23 protein-coding genes are annotated in these 25,459 nt (G+C 72.0%); 17 read left to right on the top strand and 6 right to left on the bottom strand.

Translation table 11 applies throughout. From position 1 onward, the window contains the following. Positions 1-13: 13 nt before the first annotated feature. On the bottom strand, positions 14-2,239 hold the full coding sequence (cphA, locus tag ACE3UN_RS10125) for a cyanophycin synthetase (RefSeq protein WP_374674813.1): 2,226 nt from the start codon (positions 2,237-2,239) through the stop codon (positions 14-16). Between the two features lie 147 nt (positions 2,240-2,386). Here cphA and ACE3UN_RS10120 point away from each other — a divergent pair, with 147 nt between their 5' ends. From ACE3UN_RS10120 to ACE3UN_RS10110, 3 genes are all read left to right on the top strand, one after another. Further along, positions 2,387-4,690: an ABC transporter ATP-binding protein gene (locus tag ACE3UN_RS10120; protein WP_374674812.1), complete on the top strand. Its 2,304-nt coding sequence runs from the start codon at positions 2,387-2,389 to the stop codon at positions 4,688-4,690. Positions 4,691-4,695: 5 nt separating this feature from the next. Beyond that, on the top strand, positions 4,696-5,172 hold the full coding sequence (locus ACE3UN_RS10115; protein WP_374674811.1) for a DUF1854 domain-containing protein: 477 nt from the start codon (positions 4,696-4,698) through the stop codon (positions 5,170-5,172). A 94-nt stretch (positions 5,173-5,266) separates the two neighbouring features. Further along, the gene (locus ACE3UN_RS10110) at positions 5,267-6,904 is read left to right on the top strand and encodes a heparinase II/III family protein (RefSeq protein ID WP_374674810.1); all 1,638 of its coding nucleotides are present in this window, start codon (positions 5,267-5,269) and stop codon (positions 6,902-6,904) included. On the opposite strand, the gene ACE3UN_RS10105 is transcribed toward ACE3UN_RS10110, so the two are convergent. Continuing rightward, positions 6,905-7,213, bottom strand: a complete 309-nt coding sequence (locus ACE3UN_RS10105; protein WP_374674809.1) for a 2Fe-2S iron-sulfur cluster-binding protein — start codon at positions 7,211-7,213, stop codon at positions 6,905-6,907. A 55-nt stretch (positions 7,214-7,268) separates the two neighbouring features. Between ACE3UN_RS10105 and ACE3UN_RS10100 the strand changes: the two genes are divergently transcribed. From ACE3UN_RS10100 to htpG, 4 genes are all read left to right on the top strand, one after another. Next, positions 7,269-8,453 (top strand): CaiB/BaiF CoA transferase family protein, encoded by a 1,185-nt coding sequence (locus ACE3UN_RS10100; RefSeq protein WP_374674808.1) that lies wholly within the window; start codon positions 7,269-7,271, stop codon positions 8,451-8,453. Then, the gene (locus ACE3UN_RS10095) at positions 8,450-10,186 is read left to right on the top strand and encodes an MBL fold metallo-hydrolase (protein ID WP_374674807.1); all 1,737 of its coding nucleotides are present in this window, start codon (positions 8,450-8,452) and stop codon (positions 10,184-10,186) included. The genes ACE3UN_RS10100 and ACE3UN_RS10095 overlap by 4 nt, the downstream gene beginning before the upstream one ends. Next, on the top strand, positions 10,183-10,719 hold the full coding sequence (locus ACE3UN_RS10090; protein ID WP_374674806.1) for a GFA family protein: 537 nt from the start codon (positions 10,183-10,185) through the stop codon (positions 10,717-10,719). Before ACE3UN_RS10095 ends, ACE3UN_RS10090 begins: the two co-directional genes overlap by 4 nt. Positions 10,720-10,820: 101 nt before the next feature. Beyond that, positions 10,821-12,701, top strand: coding sequence for a molecular chaperone HtpG (gene htpG, locus ACE3UN_RS10085; RefSeq protein WP_374674805.1), 1,881 nt, complete (start codon positions 10,821-10,823; stop codon positions 12,699-12,701). Positions 12,702-12,732: 31 nt separating this feature from the next. Here the strand turns inward: htpG and ACE3UN_RS10080 are convergent, their stop codons facing one another. Both ACE3UN_RS10080 and ACE3UN_RS10075 read right to left on the bottom strand, forming a co-directional pair. Beyond that, positions 12,733-13,779 (bottom strand): serine/threonine protein kinase, encoded by a 1,047-nt coding sequence (locus ACE3UN_RS10080; protein ID WP_374674804.1) that lies wholly within the window; start codon positions 13,777-13,779, stop codon positions 12,733-12,735. Positions 13,780-13,816: 37 nt separating this feature from the next. Next, positions 13,817-14,398 carry an N-acetyltransferase family protein gene (locus ACE3UN_RS10075; RefSeq protein WP_374674803.1) on the bottom strand — a complete coding sequence of 194 codons (582 nt, stop codon included), beginning with the start codon at positions 14,396-14,398 and terminating at the stop codon, positions 13,817-13,819. Positions 14,399-14,848: 450 nt separating this feature from the next. Here ACE3UN_RS10075 and rplM point away from each other — a divergent pair, with 450 nt between their 5' ends. The 5 genes from rplM to erpA all read left to right on the top strand — a co-directional run bounded on the left by rplM (position 14,849) and on the right by erpA (position 17,318). Then, positions 14,849-15,277 (top strand): 50S ribosomal protein L13, encoded by a 429-nt coding sequence (gene rplM / locus ACE3UN_RS10070; RefSeq protein ID WP_374674802.1) that lies wholly within the window; start codon positions 14,849-14,851, stop codon positions 15,275-15,277. 9 nt (positions 15,278-15,286) lie between these two features. Then, positions 15,287-15,679, top strand: coding sequence for a 30S ribosomal protein S9 (rpsI, locus tag ACE3UN_RS10065; RefSeq protein WP_374674801.1), 393 nt, complete (start codon positions 15,287-15,289; stop codon positions 15,677-15,679). Between the two features lie 86 nt (positions 15,680-15,765). After that, positions 15,766-16,479, top strand: coding sequence for a DUF6776 family protein (locus ACE3UN_RS10060; RefSeq protein WP_374674800.1), 714 nt, complete (start codon positions 15,766-15,768; stop codon positions 16,477-16,479). Between the two features lie 22 nt (positions 16,480-16,501). After that, on the top strand, positions 16,502-16,903 hold the full coding sequence (locus ACE3UN_RS10055; protein ID WP_374674799.1) for a polymer-forming cytoskeletal protein: 402 nt from the start codon (positions 16,502-16,504) through the stop codon (positions 16,901-16,903). 37 nt (positions 16,904-16,940) lie between these two features. Continuing rightward, complete coding sequence (erpA, locus tag ACE3UN_RS10050; protein ID WP_374674798.1) at positions 16,941-17,318, top strand: iron-sulfur cluster insertion protein ErpA; 378 nt, start codon at positions 16,941-16,943, stop codon at positions 17,316-17,318. Between the two features lie 79 nt (positions 17,319-17,397). Here erpA and ACE3UN_RS10045 read toward each other — a convergent pair whose 3' ends face one another. Together ACE3UN_RS10045 and ACE3UN_RS10040 are read right to left on the bottom strand one after the other, a co-directional pair. Next, positions 17,398-17,817, bottom strand: a complete 420-nt coding sequence (locus ACE3UN_RS10045) for a RidA family protein (RefSeq protein ID WP_374674797.1) — start codon at positions 17,815-17,817, stop codon at positions 17,398-17,400. 2 nt (positions 17,818-17,819) lie between these two features. Then, the gene (locus ACE3UN_RS10040; RefSeq protein WP_374674796.1) at positions 17,820-19,469 is read right to left on the bottom strand and encodes an AMP-binding protein; all 1,650 of its coding nucleotides are present in this window, start codon (positions 19,467-19,469) and stop codon (positions 17,820-17,822) included. 148 nt (positions 19,470-19,617) lie between these two features. Here ACE3UN_RS10040 and kynB point away from each other — a divergent pair, with 148 nt between their 5' ends. The 5 genes from kynB (at position 19,618) to gshB (ending at position 25,418) form a co-directional block, all read left to right on the top strand. Further along, positions 19,618-20,271, top strand: coding sequence for an arylformamidase (kynB, locus tag ACE3UN_RS10035; protein WP_374674795.1), 654 nt, complete (start codon positions 19,618-19,620; stop codon positions 20,269-20,271). Then, a complete protein-coding gene (kynU, locus tag ACE3UN_RS10030) occupies positions 20,268-21,563 on the top strand; it encodes a kynureninase (RefSeq protein WP_374674794.1) in 1,296 nt (431 codons plus the stop codon). Before kynB ends, kynU begins: the two co-directional genes overlap by 4 nt. Beyond that, complete coding sequence (gene kynA, locus ACE3UN_RS10025; protein WP_374674793.1) at positions 21,560-22,420, top strand: tryptophan 2,3-dioxygenase; 861 nt, start codon at positions 21,560-21,562, stop codon at positions 22,418-22,420. The genes kynU and kynA overlap by 4 nt, the downstream gene beginning before the upstream one ends. 167 nt (positions 22,421-22,587) lie before the next feature. Further along, complete coding sequence (locus ACE3UN_RS10020) at positions 22,588-24,396, top strand: aminopeptidase P family protein (protein WP_374674792.1); 1,809 nt, start codon at positions 22,588-22,590, stop codon at positions 24,394-24,396. A gap of 65 nt (positions 24,397-24,461) precedes the next feature. Next, a complete protein-coding gene (gene gshB / locus ACE3UN_RS10015) occupies positions 24,462-25,418 on the top strand; it encodes a glutathione synthase (protein ID WP_374674791.1) in 957 nt (318 codons plus the stop codon). The last annotated feature ends 41 nt before the right edge of the window (positions 25,419-25,459 follow it).

Raw genomic sequence — 25,459 nt, 5'->3', positions numbered from 1 at the left:
GCGGGCGGGGGGCTCAGGCGGCGGCGCGCGGCGGCTCGAAGGTCTCGATGCCGGCGGCGATGAGCTCGGGCGAGATGCCATGCGCCCAGGCCGCGGCCACGGCGGCCAGCAGCGCCTGCGACAGCGCGGCCACCTGGGCCGGCTCCGTGATGTCGTGTCGGCGCAGCGCCGCGTGCAGGTCGGGCCCCGGCTGCTCGCTGGCGCCGGTGAGCAGCAGCACGCGGCCGGCGCGCAGCACGGCAGCCCGGCCGCCTTCCTGGCAGTGGTCGCGCAGCACGGGCGGGTCGCCCTCGGGCCCCTCGGCGGCGTAGAACACCACCTCGCCGTCGCACAGCTCGGCCAGCTCGGCCACGCGCGCGTCCATGGCGTTGAGCACGCCCACACCGTCGGCGAGCACCACGTCGATCTGCGTGCGCATCACCTTGTACAGCTGCTCGGCCTCGGTCACGTCGTGCCGCTCCAGGCCCGGCGCGCCGTCGAAGTCGGTCACCACGCCCACGTGGCAGCGGTCGTAGGGCAGGCCTTCGTCCAGGATGAGCGCGGGGCCGTTCTCGAACACGGCCGCATGGGCGTCCCGGTTCATCAGCAGGCGGTGGCCGGCCTCCCAGTAGGCGCTGCTGCGGGCCATGTCGGCCCGCTCGATGCGGCGCTGGCCCACGAACAGGCCGTCGCGGCAGGCCAGGGCGGTGTGCTTGCCCGACAGGTGCATCAGCCAGGCGATGGCGCGCGCCACGACCTGGGTGTCGCGCGTGCCGGCCACGCCGACGATGGGAATGCGGCCGGGGTGCGGGTCGTGTTCCTCGCTCGGGAACAGCTGCTCGACGATGGCCTGGCCCACCGGGCGCGGCTTGCCCACGGCCGGCTTCAGGTGCATCAGCAGGCCCGGGCCCGCGTTCACCTCCACCACGGCGCCCCCCTGTGCCTGCAGCGGGCGCGAGATGTCCTCGGCCACCACGTCCACGCCGGCGATGTCCAGGCCCACCACCTTGGCGGCCAGGCTGACGCTGTGGGCCACCTCGGGGTGCACGTCGTCGGTGCAGTCGATGGCCACGTTGCCGTTGCGCTGCACCAGCACCCGGTGGCCGGCCGGCGGCACGCTGTCGGGCGGGAAGCCCTGGCGCTGCAGGTCCAGCAGGATCACCGGGTCCTCGCGCACGTCCAGCCGGTTCAGCGGGTGGTCCTCGGTGGTGCCGCGGCGCGGGTCGGTGTTGATCTGCAGGTCGATGAGCTGCACCACGGTGTGCTGGCCGTCGCCGGTGATCCAGGCGGATTCGCCGCGCGCAGCGGCCACCACCTTGCCGCCCACGACGAGCAGCCGGTGCTCGCCGCCCGGGATGCAGCGCTCCACCATCACCTCGCTGCCTTCCTCGGCAGCCAGGCGGTAGGCCGCCTCGATGTCGTCCTTCTTCGTCAGGTCGAGCGTGACGCCGCGGCCGTGGTTGCCGTCCGTGGGCTTGATGGCCACGGCACCGCCCATGTCCTGGGCCGCCGTCCAGGCGGCCTCGGCGCTGTCGACGATCTCGCCCTCGGGCACCGGCACGCCGCAGCTCTGCAGCAGCGACTTGGTGAGGTCCTTGTCGCAGGCGATGGTCTCGGCGATGGCGCCGGTGAGGTCGGTCTCGGCGGTCCAGATGCGGCGCTGCTTGGCGCCGTAGCCCAGCTGCACCAGGTTGCCGTCGTTGAGCCGGATGTGCGGGATGCGCCGGTCGGTGGCCGCGGCCACGATGCAGGCGGTGGACGGGCCCAGGTAGCAGTCGTCGATGGCCTCGCGCACCTGCGCCACCGCCGCCGTCACGTCGAAGGGCTGGTCGTTGATGGCGGCCATCAGCAGCGCATGGCCCTGCGCCAGCGCCACGCGGCCGACCTGCTCGTTGCGGGCCCGGAAGACCATGCGGTAGACGCCGGGCTGGCGGGTGCTGCGCGTCTGGCCGAAGCCGGTGGGCATGCCGCCCAGGTTGAGCAGCTCGATGACGCAGTGCTCGAGGATGTGGCCGGCCCAGGTGCCTTCGCGCAGGCGCTGCAGGAAGCCCCCGCGCTCGCCCACGCCGCAGTGGTGCTCCGCCAGCGCGGGCAGCAGCGCCAGCAGCCGGTCGGTGAAGCCGGGCAGCTTGTCGGAGGGATAACCCTCCAGCTCGCCGAGGTCCAGCCAGACCTCGAGCACCGGTCGGTAGGTCCAGATGTTGGGGCCGCGCAGGTAGGTGATGCGCTGCAGGGTGATGTCGTTCTTGCGGTCGGTCATGGAGCGCATGCGTGGGCGGCCGGGCCGCCCGGACGGCGTCAGGGGCTGTGCGAGGCTAGGATTGTGCGCCGTGTCCGGGCAGCCCGCCTGCCCGGGCGCACCCGGGGCGGCCACCGCCGGCGCCATCAGGGAAAATCGTCGATTCAGATGCAAGCCACCCACCACCTTGCGGCCGCCGAGGCCGACGACCACCCCCCTCTCGATGGCGGGGACAACGTCCTCGCCACGCTGCAGGTTGACCTGGACGAGCAGCTGCGCTTCGCGCCGGGCCGCCTGGTGCTCAGCGAGCGCGCCCTGTGGGCCCGCCTGGATGGCGGGCCATGGCAGCGCCATGGGCTCTCGCCGGGCATGTCGCTTCGGCACCACGACCATGCCGGCGTCGGCACGCTGAGCCTGGTCGACGAGGCGCCCGGCAGCGCGCGGCTGACGGCCACCTGGCGCTTCACCCTCGGTGCCAACGTGCAGGCGCTGCGGCTGGTGAAACGCTTCGAGCAGGTGCAGGCGGCGCATGCGCGCGGCGTGGTGCCCGAGGGCGACGACCCCACCCGCTGCCCCAGCTGCCGCGCCCTGCTGCCGCCCGACAGCGACGAGTGCGTGGTGTGCAGCCGGGAGCACAACGAGCCGCCGTCCACCTGGGTGCTGCTAAGGCTGGGGCGTTTCGCCCGGCCCTACCGCAAGGAGCTCATTGGCGGCTTCATGCTCACGCTGGCCTCCACCGGCGCCACGCTGGTGCCGCCCTACCTCACCATCCCGCTCATGGACGAGGTGCTGATCCCGTTCCAGAACGGCCAGTCGATCGACCGCGGCTACGTCATGCTGCTGCTGTCGGGCCTGCTGGGCGCCGGGCTGCTCGCCTGGGCGCTGGGCTGGGCGCGCACCTGGCTGCTCGCGCTGGTGTCCGAGCGCATCGCCGCGGACCTGCGCGTGACGGCCTTCGAGCACCTGCTGGGCCTGTCGCTCGACTATTTCGGCGCCAAGCGCACCGGCGACCTGATGGCCCGCATCGGCTCGGAGACCGACCGCATCTCGGTGTTCCTGTCGCTGCACGCGCTGGACTTCGCCACCGACGTGCTGCTGCTGGTCATGACCTCGGTGATCCTGTTCTCGATCAACCCCTGGCTGGCGCTGGTCACGCTGATTCCGCTGCCCTTCATCGGCTGGATGATCCACCGGGTGCGCGACCGCCTGCGCACCGGCTTCGAGAAGATCGACCGCGTCTGGGGCGACGTGACCAACGTGCTGGCCGACACCATCCCCGGCATCCGGGTGGTGAAGGCCTTCGCCCAGGAGTCGCGCGAGGCCAACCGCTTCCGCGACGCCAACCAGGCCAACCTGGCGGTGAACGACCGGCTCAACAAGACCTGGAGCCTGTTCACCCCGACCGTGACGCTGCTCACCGACATCGGCCTGCTGGTGGTGTGGGCCTTCGGCATCTGGCAGGTCAGCCGGGGCGAGATCACGGTGGGCGTGCTCACCGCCTTCCTGGCCTACATCGGGCGCTTCTACGGCCGGCTCGATTCCATGAGCCGCATCGTGTCGGTCACGCAGAAGGCGGCGGCCGGCGCCAAGCGCATCTTCGACATCCTCGACCACGTGTCCAACGTGCCGGAGCCGGCGCAGCCCGTGCCCGCCGGGCAGCTGCAGGGCGGCGTGCGGCTGGACGGCATCGGCTTCCGCTACGGCAACCGCTCGGTCATCCGCGGCCTGGAGCTGGACATCCGGCCGGGCGAGATGATCGGCCTGGTGGGCCACAGCGGCTCGGGCAAGAGCACGCTGGTCAACCTGATCTGCCGCTTCTACGACGTGACCGACGGCCGCATCCTGGTCGACGGCACCGACATCCGCCGCTTCGCCGTGGCCGACTACCGGCGCCACATCGGCCTGGTGCTGCAGGAGCCCTTCCTGTTCTTCGGCACGGTGGCGGAGAACATCGCCTACGGCAAGCCCGGCGCGACGCGCGACGAGATCGTCGCGGCCGCCCGCGCCGCGCACGCGCACGAGTTCATCCTGCGCCTGCCGCAGGGCTACGACTCGCTGGTGGGCGAGCGCGGCCAGGGCCTGTCGGGCGGCGAGCGCCAGCGCATCTCCATCGCCCGGGCACTGCTCATCGACCCCAAGATCCTCATCCTCGACGAGGCCACCTCGGCGGTGGACACCGAGACCGAGAAGGAGATCCAGAAGGCGCTGGACAACCTCGTGCAGGGCCGCACCACCATCGCCATCGCCCACCGCCTGTCCACCCTGCGCAAGGCCGACCGCCTGGTCGTGATGGACCGCGGCGAGATCGTCGAGGTGGGACCGCACGATGAGCTGATGGCCCGTCAGGGCGCCTACTGGCGCCTGTACGAAGCCCAGGCGCGCAAGGCCGAGGCCGACGGCAAGGACCACGACGCCGTGCTCATCGCCCATGCCCTGCCGCAGCCGTCGGCGCACGATGTGGTGAGCCAATGAGCGCCATGACCCTTCCCGATTTCCGCCTCGCGCGCAACGCGCTGGGCCAGCTCGTGTTCATCGCCGCGGACGGCACGGAGCATGTGGGCGTGACGCCGGTGCGCGCCTTTCCGGTGGCCGCGCCGGACGAGGGCCTGTCGCTGGTGAGTGCCGCGGGCCGCGAGCTGGCCTGGGTGCCGCGCCTGTCGGCCCTGCCGGCCGGCCCGCGCGAGATGCTGCAGGAGGAGCTCACGCAGCGCGAGTTCACGCCGGTCATCCAGCGCCTGCTGCAGGTGTCCACCTTCTCCACGCCCAGCACCTGGACGGTGGAGACCGACCGCGGCCCGACCCAGTTCGTGCTCAAGGGCGAGGAGGACATCCGCCGCCTGCCCGGCAACCGCGCCGCGCTGCTGATCACCAGCAGCCACGGCATCGTCTTCAAGGTGGCGGACCTGCTGGCCATGGACAAGCACTCGAAGCGGCTGCTGGAACGCTTTCTGTAGCGCGCGCGCACCGGCGCTCTTGCGCCGGCGGGCAGGGGCCGGGAAAATCCGGCCACAAAAAGAGTTCAGGGAGAAAAGTGTGGATCTGGCGTCGTTGAGGCTCCGGCTTCGCCGGGGCTTCATCGTGGCGCCGCGCAAGTACCGGATGCCGGAGCTTGCCTGGCAGGGTGGCATCGACTACGGCGCGCTGGAGTCGGCGCCCGAGTCCTACAAGTGGTGGCTCAACTGCTTCGGCTACCTGCGCTGCCTGTTGCGCGGCGACTTCGCCGCGGCAGACCGGGCGATCGTGCGCGCCATCGTGTCCGACTGGATGGCGAAGAACCCGCGGGGCGCCCCCGCGTCGGGCCGCGCCTGGGACGGCCACGCCGTGGCGCTGCGCGCCAGGGTGCTTGGCGAGGTGTTCCTCCGTGGCGAGGACTGGCTGCGTCCGCTGCTGGCCGAACACGCCGCGTTCCTGGCGGCCGACGAGAACTACCAGGGCCACTGGAACCACGGTGTGGACCAGTCCATCGCGTTGGTCGACGTGGCCCAGGCGCTGGGGCTGCCCGAGTGCGCGCGCATCGGCGCGGACCGGCTCGCTGGCGCACTGACCACCGTGGTGGACGAGCAGGGCGCCACGATCGAGCAGGCGATCAGCTACCAGCTCTACAGCTACAAGCAGTTGGCGACCGCGGTCGACCGCCTGCGGGCGGTCGGCGTGGATGCCGACGTGACGGACCGATGGAACCGCATGCCGCTGTTCCTGGCCCATGCCACGCGGCCGGACGGGACCTATTTCTGCCTGGGTGACACGGAGGTCCAGGCGGCCACGGCGATCCCGGGCACGGCGGCGGAGTACGCCGCCACCCAGGGCCGCGAGGGCATTGAACCCGCGCACAGCGTGGCCGTGTATGAGCGCGCGGGCTACGTGTTCGGCCGCTCCGGCTGGGGGCGCCGCCGCCCGTTCGCCGAGGAAACCGCATTCGCGCTGCGCTTCGGCCCGCCCCGCGCCATCCACGGCCACCTTGACCACACGTCCCTCACCTACTTCAGTCGCGGCACCGAGATCCTGCGCGACGGCGGCTTCCACGGCTACACCGACGACGCCGTGCGGGCCCACCTGCGCGCACCCGCTGCCCACAACGTGGCGATGTGCACCGATCCGGCGCGACGAGCGCTCAACCCGCACACCACCCTCAGCCGGCAGTCGCTGGACCCGCGCTTCTGCCATCTGCGCATGGAGGACGAGCCCAGCATCGGGGTGCGGCGGCGCCGCGACGTGGTCGTGTTCTTCGAGCCGGAGTGTGTCGTCGTGATGGACCGCCTGGATGCCGCGACGCCGGTCCGCTTCCAGCAGGTGTGGCACTTCGGCGACCAGTGCGAACTCGTCCCGATGGACGACACCAGCTACCGCGACGAGCGCCTGGGCTTCACGGTGCGCCAGCTGTGGCCCCTGGACGACCTGGAGCACCTGCCGGCCGGCTCGGGGCGGCAGGTGGCGCTGTGTGCGGGCGCAGCCATGTACGACACGTGTTTTGCGCCCACCCTCGTGGCCACCCGGCACGGCCGGCAGGCGAAGTTCCTCACCGTGTTCACGTTCGATGAAGCCGGCATACCGCTGCACGTCCACAGCGACCTGGTGAGGTCGGGCGGCGTGCGACGCCAGTTGCAGGTGTCTTCCCCGGCCTGGGTGGGCCGGGTGACCCAGTTCGAGGACGGCGAACTGGCGTGCGAGGTGGCCGAGGCGGGCTGATCAGGCGCTGCCGGGGGCGGCGCGCCGGCTGTCGGCGGCGCCTGGCGCCCACACCGTGACGTCGCCGTCGGATTCCGCCACGCACGGCAGCACCCAGCCCTCGGCCCGTTCCTCGGCCAGCAGCCCCGGCCACTCGACCCGGTAGCTCACCGTGCCGGCCAGCAGCCGGCAGCGGCAGGCGCGGCAGGTGCCGTTGCGGCAGGAGCGCGGCAGGCGGATGCCGGCGGCCTGGGCGGCCTCGAGCAGGCTCTGGCCAGGGGCCACCGCCACCTGCCAGCCGGCGGGCTGGATGTGCAGCAGGCGAGTCATGCCGGCGATGCTAGCCTGCGGGCTGCAGAACGGCGATCACGAGGAGACAGTCGGCATGGGACCCTTGCATGGCATGCGGGTGGTGGAACTGGCGAGCATCGGGCCCGGGCCGATGTGCGCGATGCTGCTGGCGGACCTGGGCGCCGAGGTCTGGCGAATCGACCGCACGGAGCCCAGCGGCCTGGGCGTGCCCGTGGCCGCCCGCTTCGACATCCCCGGCCGCAGCCGGCGCTCCGTCGCGCTGGACCTGAAGCAGCCCGCCGGCGTGGAGGCCGCGCGCCGGCTGATCGACCGGGCCGACGTGCTGATCGAGGGCTGGCGGCCCGGCGTGGCCGAGCGCCTGGGCCTCGGTCCGGCCGACTGCCATGCGCGCCACCCCGGCCTGGTCTACGGCCGCATGACGGGCTATGGCCAGTCCGGGCCCATGGCCCACACGGCCGGCCACGACATCAACTACATCGCCCTGGCCGGTGCGCTGCACGCCATCGGGCCGCAGGGCGCCGCCGCCGAGGGGCCGGGCGGCGCCGCGCCGGTGCCGCCGCTGAACCTGGTGGGCGACTACGGGGGCGGCGCGCTGTACCTCGCCGTGGGCATCCTCGCAGCCCTGTGGGAGCGCCAGCGCTCGGGCCGCGGCCAGGTGGTGGACGCGGCCATGGTGGACGGGGTGGGCTCGCTGCTGGCCATCTTCCACGGCCTGGCGGCGGCCGGCGCCTGGCACACCGCGCGGCGCGGCGCCAACCTGCTCGACGGCGGCGCGCCGTTCTACGCCACCTACCGCACGGCCGATGACCGCTGGTTGGCCGTGGGCGCGCTGGAACCCAAGTTCTTCGCCGAGTTCGCCCGGCGCGCCGGCCTGGAGCCCCGCTTCGTGGCCGGCCAGCACGACCGCGCCCTGTGGCCGGCGATGCGGGCCGAGATCGCCGCGCTCGTCGCCCGCCGCACGCGCGACGAGTGGTGTGACGTGTTCGAGGGCAGCGATGCCTGCGTCACGCCGGTGCTGACGCTGGAGGAGGCGGCCGCCCACCCGCTGGCGGCGGAACGCCAGGCCTTCGTGGACGTGGACGGCGTGCGCCACCCGGCGCCGGCGCCGCGCTTCGACCGCAGCGTGCCCGACGCGCCCCGGCCGCCGCCCGAGCCCGGCCAGGACACCGAGGCCCTGCTGGCCGAGGCGGGCTACACGCCGCCCGAGATCACCACGCTGCTGGCCAGCGGCGCCGCGCGCCGGACAATCGCCGCATGAGCACCCACCCCATGGCGTCCGCATCCGCGCCCCCTGCCTCTGCCCCCTCCGACGCGCCGGACGCCGATGCCGTGGGCGCCCGCCGTGCGGCCAGCCTCATCGTGTTGCGCGACGGCCCGGGCGGCACCCCGGAGGTGCTGCTGCTGCGCCGCGCCGAGCGCGACGGTGACATGCGCAGCGGCGTGTGGGTGTTCCCTGGCGGCGTGCTGGACCCGCAGGACGCGGGCCTGGCCGGCCTGTGCGACGGGGACACGGCGGCGGCCGCCGACGATCGCCTGGGCGTGCCGGACGCGCTGGCCTACACCGTGGCCGCCATCCGCGAGACCTTCGAGGAGGTGGGCCTGCTCTATGCCGGCGCCGACACCGCCCGTGCGGCCGCCCTGGGCGAGCGGGCGCTGGTGAATACCGGCGCCGATTTCGCCGCGCTGTGCCAGCGTCACGGCCTGCGGCTGGACGCCGCGGCCCTGGCCTACCACAGCCACTGGCTCACCCCACCCGGCATGCCCAAGCGCTTCGACACACGCTTTTTCGTCGCCCGCGCCCCGGTCGGCCAGGTGGCGGTGGTGGACGCCGGCGAGGCGCTGGAGCTGGCCTGGCTGACCCCCGCGCAGGCGCTGAAAAAGGAGCGTGCCCTCAAGCTGCTGCCGGTGACGCGCGAGACGCTGAAGGACCTGGGCCGCTTCGACTCGGTGGCGGCCATCCTGGCCGATGCCCGCACCCGGCGCCACCCGCCGCGCATGATGCCGCGCCTGGGTTGCGACGCCGCGGGCCGCGTACGCCCCGTGCTGCCCCGCGAATGGGCGTACGCGGAGATCGCGCGGCTCGACCCGGCCGGCCGCGGCGACGTGTGCTTCGAGCTGCCCGCCGACCGGCCGGTGAGGCTGTCCGACCGTGTCGTTCGCGTGACCTGCGGCAACGGCTCGGTGATGACCGGGCCGGGCACCAACACCTACCTGGTGCACGCGCCCGGCGGCGACGAGGTGACGGTGATCGACCCCGGCCCCGACGACGCGCACACCGAGGCGCATCTGGCGGCCGTCATGCAGGCCGCGGCGCCCCGCCGCATCGTGCGCATCGTGGCCACGCACACCCATGTGGACCACTCGCCCGCCGCGCGGCGCCTGGCCGAGCTGACGGGCGCACCCGTCGTGGGCTGCCAGCCGGCGCACCCCCAGTGGCAGGACCACGGCTTCGCCCCGGCCCACCAGCCGCAGGACGGCGAACGGCTGGTGCTGGGCACCGGCGCCACGCTGCGCGCCGTGGCCACGCCCGGCCACGCGTCCAACCATGTGTGCTGGCTGCTGGAGGAGGAGGGCCTGCTGTTCACCGGCGACCATGTGATGCAGGGCTCCACCGTCGTCATCAACCCGCCCGATGGCGACATGGCGGCTTACCTCGCCTCGCTCGACAAGCTGCTGCACCTGCCCGGGCTGCGCGCTTTCGCCCCCGGCCACGGCTTCCTGATGGTGGAGCCCCAGGCGGAGGTGCGGCGCCTGATCGCCCACCGCCTGGCGCGCGAGGCGAAGGTCGCCGCGGCGCTGCAGGCGGCCGGGCCCGCCACCGCCCACCGGCTGGTGCCGCAGGTCTACGGCGACGTGCCGGCCTCGCGCCACGGCATCGCCGAACGCTCGCTCACCGCCCACCTGCTCAAGCTGGTGGCCGACGGCCGGGCGCGGCGCGAAGGCGACACCTGGCACAGCCTGGAGGCCCCGGCCCTGGAGGCGTCGCGGTGAGCGGCGACGGGGTGCTCGACGGAGGCTGCGATTGCGGCCAGGTGCGCTACCGCCTGCAGGGCCCGCCGCTGGTCGTGCACGCCTGCCACTGCCGCTGGTGCCAGCGCGAGACCGGCGGCCCCTTCGCCTGGAACGCCATGATCGAGGCCGACCGCCTGCAGCCGCTGGTCGGCAAGGCCGTGGCCGTCGTCACGCCCAGCGACAGCGGCCTGGGCCAGCGCGTGCACCGCTGTCCACGCTGCTGGCTGGCCCTGTGGAGCCACTACGCGGGCTCCGGGCCCGCCGTGGCCTTCGTGCGCGTGGGCACGCTGGACGAGCCCGAGCGGCTGCCGCCGGACGTGCACATCTTCACCGCCTCGCGCCAGCCCTGGCTGCCCTGGCCCCCGGCGGCGCTGGCCGTGCCCGAGTACTACGAGCGCGACGAGGTCTGGCGGCCCGAATGCCTGGCGCGGCGCCAGGCGCTGCTGCCGCAGATCGAGCGCTGGCAGGCCGAGCGCGACGCGCACGTGGCGGCGGGCCGGCCGGTCTGGTGATGCGCCCCTCTTGAAACCGCCGCGGGCGGCCCCATCTGCCGCCGCAGCGCGCGCCGGCTGGCCGGCGTGCCCTTGAATCGACTTCCTCCTTCCAGACGACCATGAGCAAGCACACCCACGCCTTCCAGGCCGAAGTCAAGCAGATCCTGCACCTCGTCACCCACTCGCTGTACTCCAACAAGGAGATCTTCCTGCGCGAGCTGGTGTCCAACGCCTCCGACGCCTGCGACAAGCTGCGCTTCGAGGCGCTGGACAAGCCTGAGCTCTACGAGGACGCGCCCAACCTGGACATCCGCGTGCTGGTGGACGCCGAGGCGAAGACCATCACCATCCGCGACAACGGCGTGGGCATGAGCGCCGAGGAGGCGGCCCAGCACCTGGGCACCATCGCCAAGAGCGGCACGCGCGAGTTCATGTCGCGCCTGGAAGGCGACCAGAAGAAGGACGCCCAGCTCATCGGCCAGTTCGGCGTGGGCTTCTACTCCGGCTTCATCGTGGCCGACCGCATCACGGTCGAATCGCGCCGCGCCGGGCTGCCGGCCGCCGAGGGCGTGCGCTGGAGCTCAGAGGGCACGGGCGAGTACGAGATCGAGACGATCGACAAGCCCACCCGCGGCACCGACGTCATCCTGCACCTGCGCGAGGAGGAGGCCGAGTTCCTGGCCGCCTGGAAGCTGCGCTCCATCATCAGCAAGTACTCCGACCACATCTCGCTGCCCATCCTGATGCGCAAGGAGGAGTGGGACGCCGAGGCCGCCAAGTACGTGGCCAGGGACGAGTGGGAGACGGTGAACAAGGCGGCGGCGCTGTGGGCGCGCGCCAAGAGCGACGTCACCGACGCCGAGTACCAGGAGTTCTACAAGCAGCTCAGCTACGACCAGGCCGCACCGCTGGCCTACACCCACAACCGGGTGGAAGGCCGCAGCGAGTACACCCAGCTGCTGTACATCCCGGCCAAGGCGCCCTTCGACCTGTGGAACCGCGACAAGCGCGGTGGCGTGAAGCTGTACGTCAAGCGCGTGTTCATCATGGACGACGCCGAGGCGCTGATGCCGGTGTACCTGCGCTTCGTGAAAGGGGTGATCGATTCCGCCGACCTGCCGCTGAACGTGAGCCGCGAGCTGCTGCAGGAAAGCCGCGACGTGAAGGCCATCCGCGAAGGCTCCACCAGGCGGGTGCTGTCCATGCTGGAGGGCCTGGCCGACAGCGACAGCGCCGACGACAAGGCCAGGTACCTGGCGTTCTGGAAGGAGTTCGGCGCGGTGCTCAAGGAGGGCATCGGCGAGGACTTCGCCAACCGCGAGCGCCTGGCCAAGCTGTTCCGCTTCGCGTCCACCCATGCCGACGAGGGCGTGTCGCTGGCCGACTACGTGGCGCGCATGAAGGAGGGCCAGGAAGCGATCTACGTGATCACCGCCGACACGCTGGCCGCGGCCAAGTCCAGCCCGCAGTTGGAGCTGTTCCGCAAGAAGGGCCTGGAGGTGCTGCTGCTCACCGACCGTGTCGACGAGTGGATGCTGTCGCACCTGCACGAGTTCGAGGGCCACGCGCTGCAGAGCGTGGCCAAGGGCGCGGTGGACCTGGGCAAGCTGCAGGACGAGGAAGAGAAGAAGCAGGCCGAAAGCGCCGCCGAGGCCTTCAAGCCCGTGCTCGACAAGCTCAAGGACGCGCTGAAGGACCGCGCGAAGGACGTGCGCGTCACCACCCGCCTCGTCGAATCACCCGCGTGCATCGTGGTGGACGAGCAGGACATGAGCGCGCACCTGGCCCGCCTGCTCAAGCAGGCCGGACAGGACGCGCCGGCCGCCATGCCCATCCTCGAGGTGAACCCGGAGCACGCGCTGGTCAAGCGCCTGGCCGACGACCCGCGCTTCGACGACCTGGCGCAGATCCTGTTCGACCAGGCGCTGCTGGCCGAGGGCGGCCATCTGGAGAACCCCGCGGCCTATGTACAGCGGGTGACGAAGCTGCTGAGCGCCTGAGCGGGGGCGCATCGGCGGCGGCCGCCCGGCCTCAGCCGATGTCTGCCATGCGCTCGACCTGCTCGCGCAGGTCGGCCGCCTGCTGGCTCCAGTGGGCGGGGCTGGCGAACCACGGGAAGGCGATCGGGAAGGCCGGGTCGTTCCAGCGCTCGGCCAGCCAGGCGCTGTGGTGCAGCATGCGCAGCGTACGCAGCGGCTCGATGAGCAGCAGCTCGCGGTCGTCGAAATCGCGGAAGTCGCGGTAGCCGTCCATCAGGTGGTACAGGGCGGTCTCCACCGCACCGCGTTCACCCGGCAGCAGCATCCACAGGTCCTGCACGGCCGGTCCCATGCAGCAGTCGTCCAGGTCCACGAAATGGGGGCCGGTGTCCTCCCGCCACAGCAGGTTGCCGGCATGGCAGTCGCCGTGCAGGCGCAGCGCGTGCACCGGGCCGTGGCGGGCGAAGGCCGCGTCCACCGCTTCCAGCGCGGTGGCGCTGGCCCGGATCCAGCCCTGGTCGATTTCCGGGTCAACGAACCCGCCATCGAGCAGGCGCTGGCGTGCGCCGTGGCCGAAGGTGGCGGCGTCCAGCGTGCGCCGGTGGGTGAAGGGCTGGCGCTCGCCCACGCGGTGCATGCGCGCGAGCAGCCGGCCGCACCACGCCAGCGTGGCGGGCTCTTCCAGCTCCGGGGCGCGCCCGGCGCGGCGTTCACTCACCGCAAAGCGGAAGGCCTGTCCCGCCGCGGTGGTGAAGTGGGCGAGGGTGTCGGTGTGCGGATCGGGCGCCACGCGCGGGCCGGCCTGCAGCGACAAGGGCGGCACCACGGGCAGTTCCTCCGCGGCCAGTTCCAGCGCGAAGCGGTGCTCCTCGGCAATCTGCGCGTCCGTCCAGCGGCCGGGGCGGTAGAACTTGGCCACCACGACGCGGCCGTCCTCCAGCGGGGCCTGGAAGACGCGGTTCTCGTAGGAATTCAGCTGCAGCAGGCGGCCGTCGGCGCGCAGGCCGGCGCCCCACAGTGCATCCAGCACCTCGTCGGGCGTCAGGCCGGCGTACGGGGCGGGACTCGCCGTGTCGGGCGCTTCGGTGGAGGCAGGCATCGGCGCATGGTACGCGCCGGCCCGCCGCCCCCGGCGGTCATTCGATGACCGAGCTGCGCACCTTCTTGATGCCGGCCTTGATCTCGCCCACGATGCGGCGCAGCCCGTCCATGCGCTGGGCGTGGCTCTTGAGCTGGTAGTCCAGCTCGCCAGCCTGGTTCTCCACCAGTTCCTCCAGCACCGAGCCGAAGGTCTCGGCGGGCAGGCGCAGTCGCGCTTCCGATTCGCCGCCGTCGCGCTCGACCGTGGCGCCGGCGTTGCGCGCGATCTTCAGCATCGCGGCGTTTTCGCTCAGCGCGTGGATGATCATGGTGTCCACATGCCGGTTGCGCGCATGCAGCACGGCATGGTCGAACAGGCGGGCGCCGTAGCCCCGGCCGCGCACCTTGGGCAGCACCGACACGCCGAACTCGGCGGCATGGCGGGTCTGGGCCGAATCGGGCAGGTAGGCCAGGTGCGCCATCGCGATCAGCTCGAGCTTGCGGTTGAAGACGCCGAAGACCTCGTCGCGGTCGAAGTCGAGCAGGTCCACATAGCGGCGGATCTGCGCGTCGTTCGCGGCATAGCCGAAGCGCAGGTAGCGGTCCTCCGGGGCCAACGCCAGCAAGTGAGTGAGCACTTTCGCGCGGTGGCGCTGCGCGAGGGAGCGGATGGGAATCCAGCGGAAGGCCGTGCTGTCGGCCGGGCGGGCCGACGCAGGCGCCGCGCCCGGGGTGACCGGGGGGCGGGCTGTCGGCGGGGGAGCGGGTTGGGCCACGGTGGGGCCTCCGTCGGCTAAGTGATTTCCCTGAGTCTATCGGGTCGGGATGGAGTGCGTGCCCCAATCACGCGGGCATTGCGCACGCAGATGCGTTTTGTCAGAGCCAAGGCCTGTGCTAGACTCACCGGCTTTCCCGTTTTCGGCGGGGAGAGTGGGCTTTGCCTGCAGGAACAAGGGTCGTCATGTGCGGCGCGGTTCTGGCAGGCGAGGTGCCCGGTGCGCCTGAGAGGCCGCGTGTGAACAGCGGCGCCGATGGGACCAGGCCTGAGCCGCTCGCACAGCCGGATCTCCTTATCCAGAAGCCCCCTCATGAAGACCTTCAGCGCCAAGCCGGCCGAGGTGAAGCACGAGTGGCTTGTGATTGACGCCACCGACAAGGTGCTCGGACGTGTTGCCAGCGAAGTGGCACTCCGTTTGCGCGGCAAGCACAAGGCCATCTACACGCCTCACGTGGACACCGGCGATTACATCATCGTCCTGAACGCCGACAAGATCCGCGTCACCGGCAACAAGGCCAACGACAAGATCTACTACCGTCACTCGGGCTTCCCCGGCGGCATCTACGCCACGAAGTTCAAGGACATGCAAGCCAAGCACCCGGGCCGCGCCCTGGAGAAGGCCGTCAAGGGCATGCTGCCCAAGGGCCCGCTCGGCTACGCCATGATCAAGAAGCTGAAGGTGTACGCGGGCGACACGCATCCGCACACCGCCCAGCAGCCCAAGGCGCTGGAAATCTAAGGAGCGGTGATGATCGGTAATTGGAACTACGGCACCGGCCGCCGCAAGTCGTCGGTCGCTCGCGTCTTCATCAAGAAGGGCAGCGGCCAGATCATGGTGAACGGCAAGCCCGTCGACCAGTACTTCGGCCGCCAGACCTCCATCATGATCGTCAAGCAGCCCCTGCTGCTGACGGGCAATGGCGAGGCCTTCGACATCCAGGTGAACGTGCACGGCGGCGGCGAATCCGGCCAGGCCGGTGCGGTGCGCCACGGCATCACCCGCGCCCTGATCGACTACGACGCGGCGCTCAAGCCCGACCTGAGCCACGCCGGCTTCGTGACGCGTGACGCGCGTGAAGTCGAGCGCAAGAAGGTCGGTCTGCACGGCGCCCGCCGCCGCAAGCAGTTCTCGAAGCGCTAAGCTCGCCGCCTCGCGGCCAGCCAGCCCCCGAAAGGTCGCCATTGGCGGCCTTTCGTTTTTTCCGGCCCTCACTCACGCCCCGTCACATGCGCTTGAAGCTGTTGCGCCGCCGCTTGTCGATCAGCGCGCCGCGGGTCATCGTGCGCAGCCACCTGCCGTGGCCCCTGCGCTGGGCGGTGTTCGCCGTGGCGCTGGGTTTCTCGGCGGCGATCGCCCTGTGGGCCTTCGAGTTCGGCAAGGACATCGCCGGCCTGGACGGCGGCACGCGCGAGGAGCTGGCCCGGCTGCGCACCGAGCTGGCCGATCTGCGCGAGGAGGCCACGCGGGCGCAGGCCATCGCCGCCACCGCGGACAGCCTGCTCAAGGCGGAGCGGGCGGCGCAGGAGCGCCTGGCCTCGCAGCTGCGCCAGGCCGAGGCGGACAACCTGGCGCTGAAGGCGGACCTCGGCTTCTTCGAGCGCCTGCTGCCGGTGGCGGATGTCAGCGACGGCCTGGTGGTGCGCGGCTTCCAGGTGGAGCCCTTGTCGCCCGGCGAGCTGCGCTACCAGCTGCTGGTCATGCAGAACGGCAAGGCCAGCCGCCCGTTCGAGGGGCGCTACGAGCTCACCCTGGCCGGCACGCGCGATGGCCGTCCGTGGTCCGCCAGCCCGCTGGCCGAGGCGGCGCCGCTGCGCGTCAAGCAGTACGTGCGCCTGGAAGGGCGGGCGTCGGTGCCGGCAGGGGCCGTGGTAAAAACCGCCGAGGTGAGGGTGTTGAGCGCCGCCGGCGCCGTGTTGGCCACGCAGAAGGCCACGTTGTGATGCAGTTCTGAGGACACACCCCATGTGGTTCAAGTTTCGCAAGCAGCCTCCCATCCGCAGCCTGGTGGGAGAAGGCACCGTCGTGCAGGGCGAGCTGCGATTCACCGACGGCCTGCGCATCGATGGTGAGGTGCAGGGGGACGTCGTCGCCGTGGGGGACCGGCCCACGCTGCTGGTCATCAGCGAAAATGCCCGCATCATGGGCAAGGTGATCGCCGGACATGTGATCATCAATGGGCAGGTGATGGGCCCGGTGGAATCCGCCGAGCTGCTGGAGATCCAGCCCAAGGCCCGCATCCACGGCGAAGTGCGCTACGAGACCCTTGAAATGCACCAGGGTGCCACCATCGAGGGAGAACTGCGCCGCCGCTCCGGCGAAGGTGCGAAGCCTGCCCTGATGCTCGCGGCCGCGAACGACGCCTGACCCCTTTCTTCCCACCCATTCCAGTTCCGAGGAAGCCATGAACGCCCTGGCCGACACCCCCACCGCCGTCACCGGCGACATGCCCGCCCCCATCCTCTTCACCGACAGCGCGGCGGCGAAGGTGGCCGACCTGGTGGCCGAGGAAGGCAACCCCGACCTGAAGCTGCGCGTCTTCGTGCAGGGCGGCGGCTGCTCCGGCTTCCAGTACGGCTTCACCTTCGACGAGATCGTGAACGACGACGACACGCAGATGAGCAAGAACGGCGTCACCCTGCTGATCGACGCGATGAGCCTGCAGTACCTCATGGGCGCGGAGATCGACTACAAGGAAGACCTCCAGGGCGCCCAGTTCGTCATCAAGAACCCGAACGCCACGACGACCTGCGGCTGCGGGTCGTCGTTCTCGGCCGGCTGAGTCGCCTCGCCGCGCGCACAGGCTGCCTTTGGGCGGCCTTCTTCACACAGGCTGCCTTCGGGCGGCCTGTGTCATTCCGTCACTCCGGGATCACCGCCGTGACCTCGATCTCCACCTTCGCCCGCGACTCGATCAGCGCAGCCACCTGCACCGCGCTCATGGCGATGCCGTAGTGGCCGATCTCCTCGCGGAACACGGCACCGAGCTCACGGCCGCGCGCCAGGTACTCGGCGCGGTCCAGCAGGTACCAGGTCATGCGCACGATGTGCTGGGGCGCAGCGCCCGCTTCGTCCAGCACGGCGCGCACGTTGCGCAACGCCTGGCGCGTCTGCGCCACCAGGTCGTCGCTGTCGAAGGCACATTGCGCGTTCCAGCCGATCTGCCCGGCGACGAACACCTGCGTGCCGCGCGCGGCGACACCGTTGGCGTAGCCGCGGGGCGGCGCCCAGCCGGCAGGCTGCAGCACGCGGTGGGGGCGGGGAACGTCGTCGCGCTGCATCGTCACTCTCCCTGCCGCAGGCGGAAGCGCTGCAGCTTGCCGGTCTCGGTGCGCGGCAAGGCCGTGCGGAACTCCACCACGCGCGGGTACTTGTAGGGCGCGATGGTCTGCTTCACGTGGTCCTGCAGGGTGCGCACCAGTGCGTCGTCGCCCGTGTGGCCCGGCTTGAGCACCACGAAGGCCTTGACCACCTGGCCGCGCTCCTCGTCGGGCCAGCCCACCACGCCGCATTCGGCCACGGCGGGGTGCGCGAGGAGCGCGCTCTCCACCTCGGGGCCGGCGATGTTGTAGCCGCCGCTGATGATCATGTCGTCGGTGCGCGCCTGGTAGACAAAATGGCCGTCGGTGTCCACGAGGTAGGCGTCGCCGGTGAGGTTCCAGCCGCCGTGCTGCACGTACTGCGTCTGGCGTGGGTCATCCAGGTACTTGCAGCCGGTGGGGCCCTTGATGGCCAGCCGGCCCACCTGGCCCGCGGGCAGCTCGTGGCCTTCGTCGTCCAGGATGGCGGCGCGGTAGCCCGGCACCACCACGCCGGTGGCGCCGCCGCGTGCATGCGCCTCGTCGGCGGAGATGAAGATGTGCAGCAGCTCGGTGGACCCGATGCCGTCGATGATCTCGATGCCCGTGGCCTCGCGCCACAGTGCGCGGGTGGCGGCGGGCAGGGCCTCGCCGGCGGACACGCACTTGCGCAGCGGGCGCAGCTTCTCCCGGCGCGCCGGGTCGGCCTGGGCCGCCAGCGCCATCGCGCGGTAGGAGGTGGGTGCGGTGAAGCACACCGTGGCCCCGAAGCGGGCGATGGCGTCCGGCAGCGTGTCCGGCGTGGCCTTCTCCACCAGGGCGGCGCTGGCGCCGATGGCAAACGGGAACAGCAGCAGGCCACCCAGGCCGAAGGTGAAGGCCAGCGGCGGGCTGCCGATGAACACGTCGTCCGGCGTGGCGCGCAGCACATGCGCGGGCCAGCAGGCGCACGCGGCCATCACGTCGCGGTGGAAGTGCATGGTGGCCTTGGGCACACCCGTGGTGCCCGAGGTGAAGGCCATCAGGCAGACGTCGTCGGCGGCGGTGAGCAGGGCGGGCAGGCCGGGCTGGCGGCGGGCGGCGCGTGCCTCCAGGCCGTCCGGCGCGTCGGTGTGGAACAGGGCCACCTCGTGCAGGCTGGCCGCGCCGCCGTCGGCGCGTGCGCGCTGCAACTCGTCGGCCAGCCGGGCGTCGCACAGGGCATGGCTCACCTGCGCCTTGTCGATGATCTGCTGCAGCTCCCTGGCGCGCAGCAGCGGCATGGTGCCCACCGCGATGCCGCCCACCTTCACCACCGCCAGCCAGCAGGCAGCCAGCATGGGGCTGTTGGCGCCGCGCAGCAGCACGCGCTGGCCGCTGCGCAGGCCCATGCCGTCCACCAGTTCGCGGGCGATGCGGTCCACCTGCGATTGCAGCTCGGCGTAGGTCCAGCGCACGCCCTCGCCCTGCAGCGCCAGGCGCTCGCCTCGGCCCTCGGCCACATGGGCGTCCAGCAGGGCGGCCACGCAATTCAGCCGGTCGGGAAACTGCAGCTCGGGCAGCTCGTAGAGCAGCTCCGGCCATTGCGCGGGCGGGGGCAGGCGGTCGCGGGCGAAGGTATCGGCGTGGGCGCTGGGCAGCAGCGGCAGGGGCATGGTGTGCTCCGCGAAGGCCACGGGTTGCGGTGGGCGCAATCTAGGCGCGATTATTTCACCTGTCAACTATTCATACCTATACTATCTGCGCACCACGCTGCCACCCTGCTGGTCGATCTGGCCGGCGCCGGGGTGGTCCAATCCCGACATGCCCACCGCCCCTCCCCCCCGCCGCCTCTGGGACATCTCGCCGCCGGTGCACGCCGGCGCCCCGGTGTTCCCGGGCGACACGGCCTACCAGCAGGTCTGGGGCGCCACCCTCGGGCCCGGCTGCCCGGTGAACGTGTCCGCGCTCACGCTCTCGCCGCACGTGGGCGCCCATGCCGACGCGCCGCTGCACTACGAGGCCGGCGGCGCCCCCATCGGCCAGGTGGACCTGGCGCCCTACCTGGGCCGCTGCCGCGTCATCCATGCGATGGCCGCGCGGCCGCTGGTGCGTTGGGGCGACCTGGCCCATGCCGTGGACGACGCGCTGCCGCCGCGCGTGCTGGTGCGCACCTACCACCACATGCCGCAGGACCGCTTCGACACCGCGCTGCCGGCTTTCGACGCCGCCTGCATCGAGGCGCTGGCCGACCGCGGCGTGCAGCTGGTGGGCATCGACTCCGCCAGCGTCGACCCCGCCGACAGCAAGACGCTGCCCAGCCACCAGGTGCTGCGCCAGCGCGGCCTGCGCGTGCTGGAGAACCTGCTGCTCGACGACGTGCCCGAGGGCGACTACGAACTCATCGCCCTGCCCCTGAAGCTGACCACCGCCGACGCCTCCCCGGTGCGCGCGGTGCTGCGCGAACTGCTGCCATGACCACTGCCCCCCTGACCCGCGACGACTGCGCGGCGCTCGACGCCGCCGACCCCCTGGCGCGCCTGCGCGACCAGTTCACGCTGCCGCCCGGCGTGAACTACCTGGACGGCAACTCGCTGGGCGTGATGCCCGCCACCGCCCCGGCGCGGGCGCACGCCGTGGTGCAGCAGGAATGGGGCGAAGGCCTCATCCGCAGCTGGAACACCGCCGGGTGGATCACCCTGCCGCAGCGGGTGGGCGACAAGATCGCCCGCCTGGTGGGCGCGGCGCCGGGCGAAGTGGTGGTGGCCGACTCGACCTCGGTGAACCTGTTCAAGGTGCTCACTGCGGCGCTCGCGCGGGCCCGGCGCCAGGCCCCGGGTCGGCGCGTCATCCTGTCCGAGCGCAGCAACTTCCCCACCGACCTGTACATCGCCCAGTCCCTGGCGGCGCAGCACGGCGCGGAGCTCGAGCTGGTGGACGCCGAGCAGATCGACGCCCGCCTGGACGAGCGCGTGGCGGTGCTCATGCTCACCCAGGTGAACTACCGCACCGGCGCCGTGCACGACATGGCGGCGCTGACGGCGCGCGCGCATGCCGTGGGTGCGCTCACGGTCTGGGACCTGGCCCACTCGGCCGGTGCCATCCCTGTGGACCTCAACGGGGCAGGTGCCGATTTCGCCATCGGCTGCGGCTACAAGTACCTCAACGGCGGCCCCGGGGCGCCGGCCTTCGTCTGGGCCCATGCGCGCCATGCCGCCCACATCGAGCAGCCGCTGTCCGGCTGGATGGGCCACGCCAGCCCCTTCACCTTCGACACCGCCTACCGCCCGGCCGCCGGCATGGCGCGCTACCTCTGCGGCACGCCCTCGGTGATCGGCATGTCGGTGCTGGAATGCGGGGTGGACACCCTGCTGGCCGCCGAGCCGCTGGGCGGCATGGCCGCGCTGCGTGCCAAGTCGCTGGCGCTGACCGACCTGTTCCTGGCGCAGGTGGCGGCACGCTGCGCCGCGCACGGCCTGCGCAGCGTGACACCGTCCGAGCCGGCCCGCCGCGGCAGCCAGGTGTCGCTGGCCTGCCCGCCCGGGCTGGACGGCTACGCCGCCATGCAGGCGCTGATCGAGCAGGGCGTGATCGGCGACTTCCGCGCGGGGGACGGCACGCCCGAGCAGCCGCACCTGCTGCGTTTCGGCTTCACGCCGCTGTACACCCGCTTCGTCGATGTCCACGACGCGGTGACCGTGCTGGCCCAGGTGCTCGACACCGCGGCCTGGCGCGCGCCGCGCTTCCAGCACAAGGCCGCCGTCACATGAGCTGTCCGCACACCCCGTCGCCGCGCGGCGAGCACATCGTGCAGGAGGAGGGCGCCCAGCTCGACTTCTCGCGCGCCATGAGCTATGGCGACTACCTGCACCTGGACGAGGTGCTCAACGCGCAGCACCCGCTCTCGCCCGGCCACGACGAGATGTTGTTCATCGTGCAGCACCAGACCAGCGAGCTGTGGATGAAGCTCATGCTGCACGAGCTGCGCGCGGCCGTGGCGGCCATCGCCGACGACCGCCTGCCACCGGCGTTCAAGATGCTGGCGCGCGTGTCCAAGATCATGGAGCAGCTGGTCCACGCGTGGGACGTGCTGGCCACCATGACGCCGCCCGAGTACTCGGCCATCCGCCCCTACCTGGCGCAGTCCAGCGGTTTCCAGAGCTGGCAGTACCGCTGCATCGAGTTCATGCTGGGCAACAAGAACCCGGCGATGCTCAAGCCCCATGCCCACCGCGCCGACCTGCATGCCCTCGTCGAGACGGCCTGGCGCGCCCCCTCGCTGTACGACGAATCGCTGCGCCTGCTGGCCCGGCGCGGCATCGCCGTGCCCGCGAGCCACCTCGAGCGCGACTGGACGCAGCCTTACCCCGCCAGCGACGCCGTGGAGCAGGCCTGGCTCACCGTCTACCGCGACCCCGAGGCGCACTGGGACCTCTACCAGCTCGGCGAGGAGCTCACCGACCTGGAAGACGCCTTTCGGCTCTGGCGGTTCCGCCACGTCACCACGGTCGAGCGCGTCATCGGCTTCAAGCGCGGCACGGGTGGCACGGGAGGCGTGAGCTACCTGCGCAAGATGCTGGACACGGTGCTGTTCCCCGAGATCTGGAAGCTGCGCACCGACCTGTGAGCACGCCGCGCACCGCAGCGGCCCCGGGTGACCCCGGGGCGGGCTCGGTCACCCGGCGCTCCTAGAATCGCCGACAGCCGCGCGCCGAACGGGCGCGCGCCGCTTCCCCGGCCCCACCGCGCCCGACCGGCGCCGCGCGAGGCCCATTCCCCTCACGGAGACACCGCATGGACACCCGCACCGCCCCCGCCCGCCTTCGCATCGCCCGCCTGCGGGAGGCCATGGCGGCGCAGGGGGTCGATGCGGTGCTGGTGCCCTCCAGCGACCCGCACATCTCCGAATACCTGCCCGGCCGCTGGCAGGGCCGCGAGTGGTTCTCCGGCTTCACGGGCTCCATGGGCACGCTGGTGGTCACCGCCACCGAAGCCGCGCTGTTCGCCGACAGCCGCTACTGGACGCAGGCCGAGGCGGAGCTGGCCGGCAGCGGCATCGCGCTGGTGAAGATCCCCACCGGCTCTGCCACCTACCACCTGGACTGGATCGCCGAGCAGGTGGCGCGCGGCCAGGTGCTCGCCGTGGACGGCCAGGTGCTGGGGCTGGCCGCCGCGCAGCAGCTGCGCACGGTCACCGAGCGGGCCGGCATCCGCCTGCGCACCGACCTCGATGTGCTGGACGCCGCCTGGGCCGACCGGCCCACGCTGCCCACCGCCGGCATCTACGAGCACGTGGCGCCGCATGCGCCGGTGTCGCGCGCTGCCAAGCTGGCCCAGGTACGCGAGGGCATGGCGCGCCACGGCGCCAGCCACCACTTCGTCTCCACGGTGGACGACATCGCCTGGATCACCAACCTGCGCGGCGCCGACGTGGCCTACAACCCGGTGTTCCTGGCCCACCTGCTGATCGGCCCGGGCTCGGCCACGCTGTTCGTGGGCGCCGGCAAGGTGGACACGGCCCTGGCCGCGCGCCTGGCCGCCGACGGCATCGCCGTGGACGCCTACGAGCGCGCGCCGGCTGCCCTGGCGGCCCTGCCCGCCGACGCCCGCCTGCTGGTGGACCCGAAGCGCGTCACGCTCGGCCTGCGCGAGGCGGTGGCGGCCGGCGTGGCGGTGGTGGAGGCCATCAACCCCAGCACCCTGCTCAAGAGCCGCAAGACGGCCGAGGAGGCGGCCTTCGTGCGCCAGGCCATGGAAGAGGACGGCGCCGCCATGTGTGCGTTCTACGCCTGGTTCGAGCAGGCCCTGGCCCGCGGCGAGGCCATGACCGAGCTGACCATCGACGAGAAGCTCACCGCCGAGCGCGCCAAGCGCCCCGGCTTCGTGGGCCTGAGCTTCCCCACCATCGCCGGCTTCAACGCCAACGGCGCGATGCCGCACTACCGGGCCACGCCCGAGTCGCACGCCCGCATCGAGGGCGACGGCCTGCTGCTGATCGACTCCGGCGCGCAGTACCTGGGCGGCACCACCGACATCACCCGCGTGTGGCCCGTGGGCACGCTCTCGGCCGAGCACCGCCGCGACTACACGCTGGTGCTCAAGGGCACGCTGCAGCTCAGCCGCGCGCGCTTCCCGCGCGGCACGCCCAGCCCCATGCTGGATGCGCTGGCGCGCGCGCCGCTGTGGGCCGAGAGCCTGGAGTACGGCCACGGCACCGGCCACGGCGTGGGCTACTTCCTGGCGGTGCACGAAGGGCCGCAGACCATCAGCAAGGCGGTGGTCGAGCCGCAGATGGCCATGGAGCCCGGCATGATCACCTCGGTGGAGCCGGGCCTGTACCGGCCCGGCCGCTGGGGCGTGCGCATCGAGAACCTGGTGCTCAACGTGCCGGCGCCGTCCAGCGAGTTCGGCGAGTTCCTCGAGTTCGAGACGCTCACGCTGTGCCCCATCGACACCCGCTGCATCGACATGGGCCTGCTGCGCGCCGACGAGATCGCCTGGCTGAACCGCTACCACGCCGTCGTGCGCGAGCGCCTGGCGCCCAAGGTGAGTGGTGATGCCCTGGCCTGGCTGATGGCCCGCACCGAGCCGCTGGCCGGCTGAGCCGGCGGGGGTCCCGGGAAGGCCTGCCGCCCACCGGCCGGCCGCGGCTGCGGCACACTGCCGCCATGGACCTGCTCTTCGTTGCCGACCCGCTGGACGGGTTCAAGACCCACAAGGACTCCACCTTCGCCATGATGCGCGAGGCCGCGCGGCGCGGCCACGTGCTGTGGGCCACCGAGCCGGACGGGCTCAGCTGGCAGCGTGGCGGCGCGGTCCAGGCGCGGGCGCGGCGCATCGCGCTCACCGGGCGCTCGGGCGCTGGCGTGTACGACTGGTACACCGTGGAGGACTCCGCGACGCGCCCGCTGCGCGAGTTCGGCGCCGTGCTGATGCGCCAGGACCCGCCGTTCGACAGCGAGTACTTCTACGCCACCCACCTGCTGGAGCGGGCCGAGAAGCACGGCGCGAAGGTCTTCAACTCGCCGCGCGCGCTGCGCGACCACCCCGAGAAGCTCGCGATCCTGGAGTTCCCGGAGTTCATCGGCCCCACGCTGGTCACGCGCTCGGCCGACGACATCCGCGCCTTCCATGCCGAGCAGCGCGACATCATCCTCAAGCCGCTGGACGGCATGGGCGGCATGGGCATCTTCCGGGTCAAGGACGACGGCCTGAACCTGGGCAGCATCATCGAGACCCTCAACCGCGACGGCGCGCAGACCGTGATGGTGCAGCGCTACCTGCCGGCGATCAGCGCGGGCGACAAGCGCGTGCTGGTGATCGGCGGCGAGCCCGTGCCGTTCTCGCTGGCGCGCATCCCCCAGGGCAGCGAGGTACGCGGCAACCTGGCCGCCGGCGGCAAGGGCGTCGCACAGCCGCTCAGCGCGCGCGACCGCGAGATCGCCCAGGCCATCGGCCCCACGCTGGCGGCCCGCGGCCTGCTGCTCATCGGCCTGGACGTGATCGGCGATCACCTCACCGAGATCAACGTCACCAGCCCCACCTGCTTCCAGGAGATCACCGACCAGACCGGCTTCGACGTGGCGGGGATGTTCGTGGACGCGCTGGAGCGCATGACCGCCTGACCGGCAGGGCGCGGCGCTGGCCGCCAAGGGACAATCGCCCC

It is taken from the genome of Ideonella sp. (genome assembly GCF_041918995.1).
Taxonomy (GTDB): domain Bacteria; phylum Pseudomonadota; class Gammaproteobacteria; order Burkholderiales; family Burkholderiaceae_C; genus Ideonella.
The sequence above is the reverse complement of the archived record's forward strand: the minus strand, read 5'-3'. Positions and strand labels throughout refer to the sequence as shown.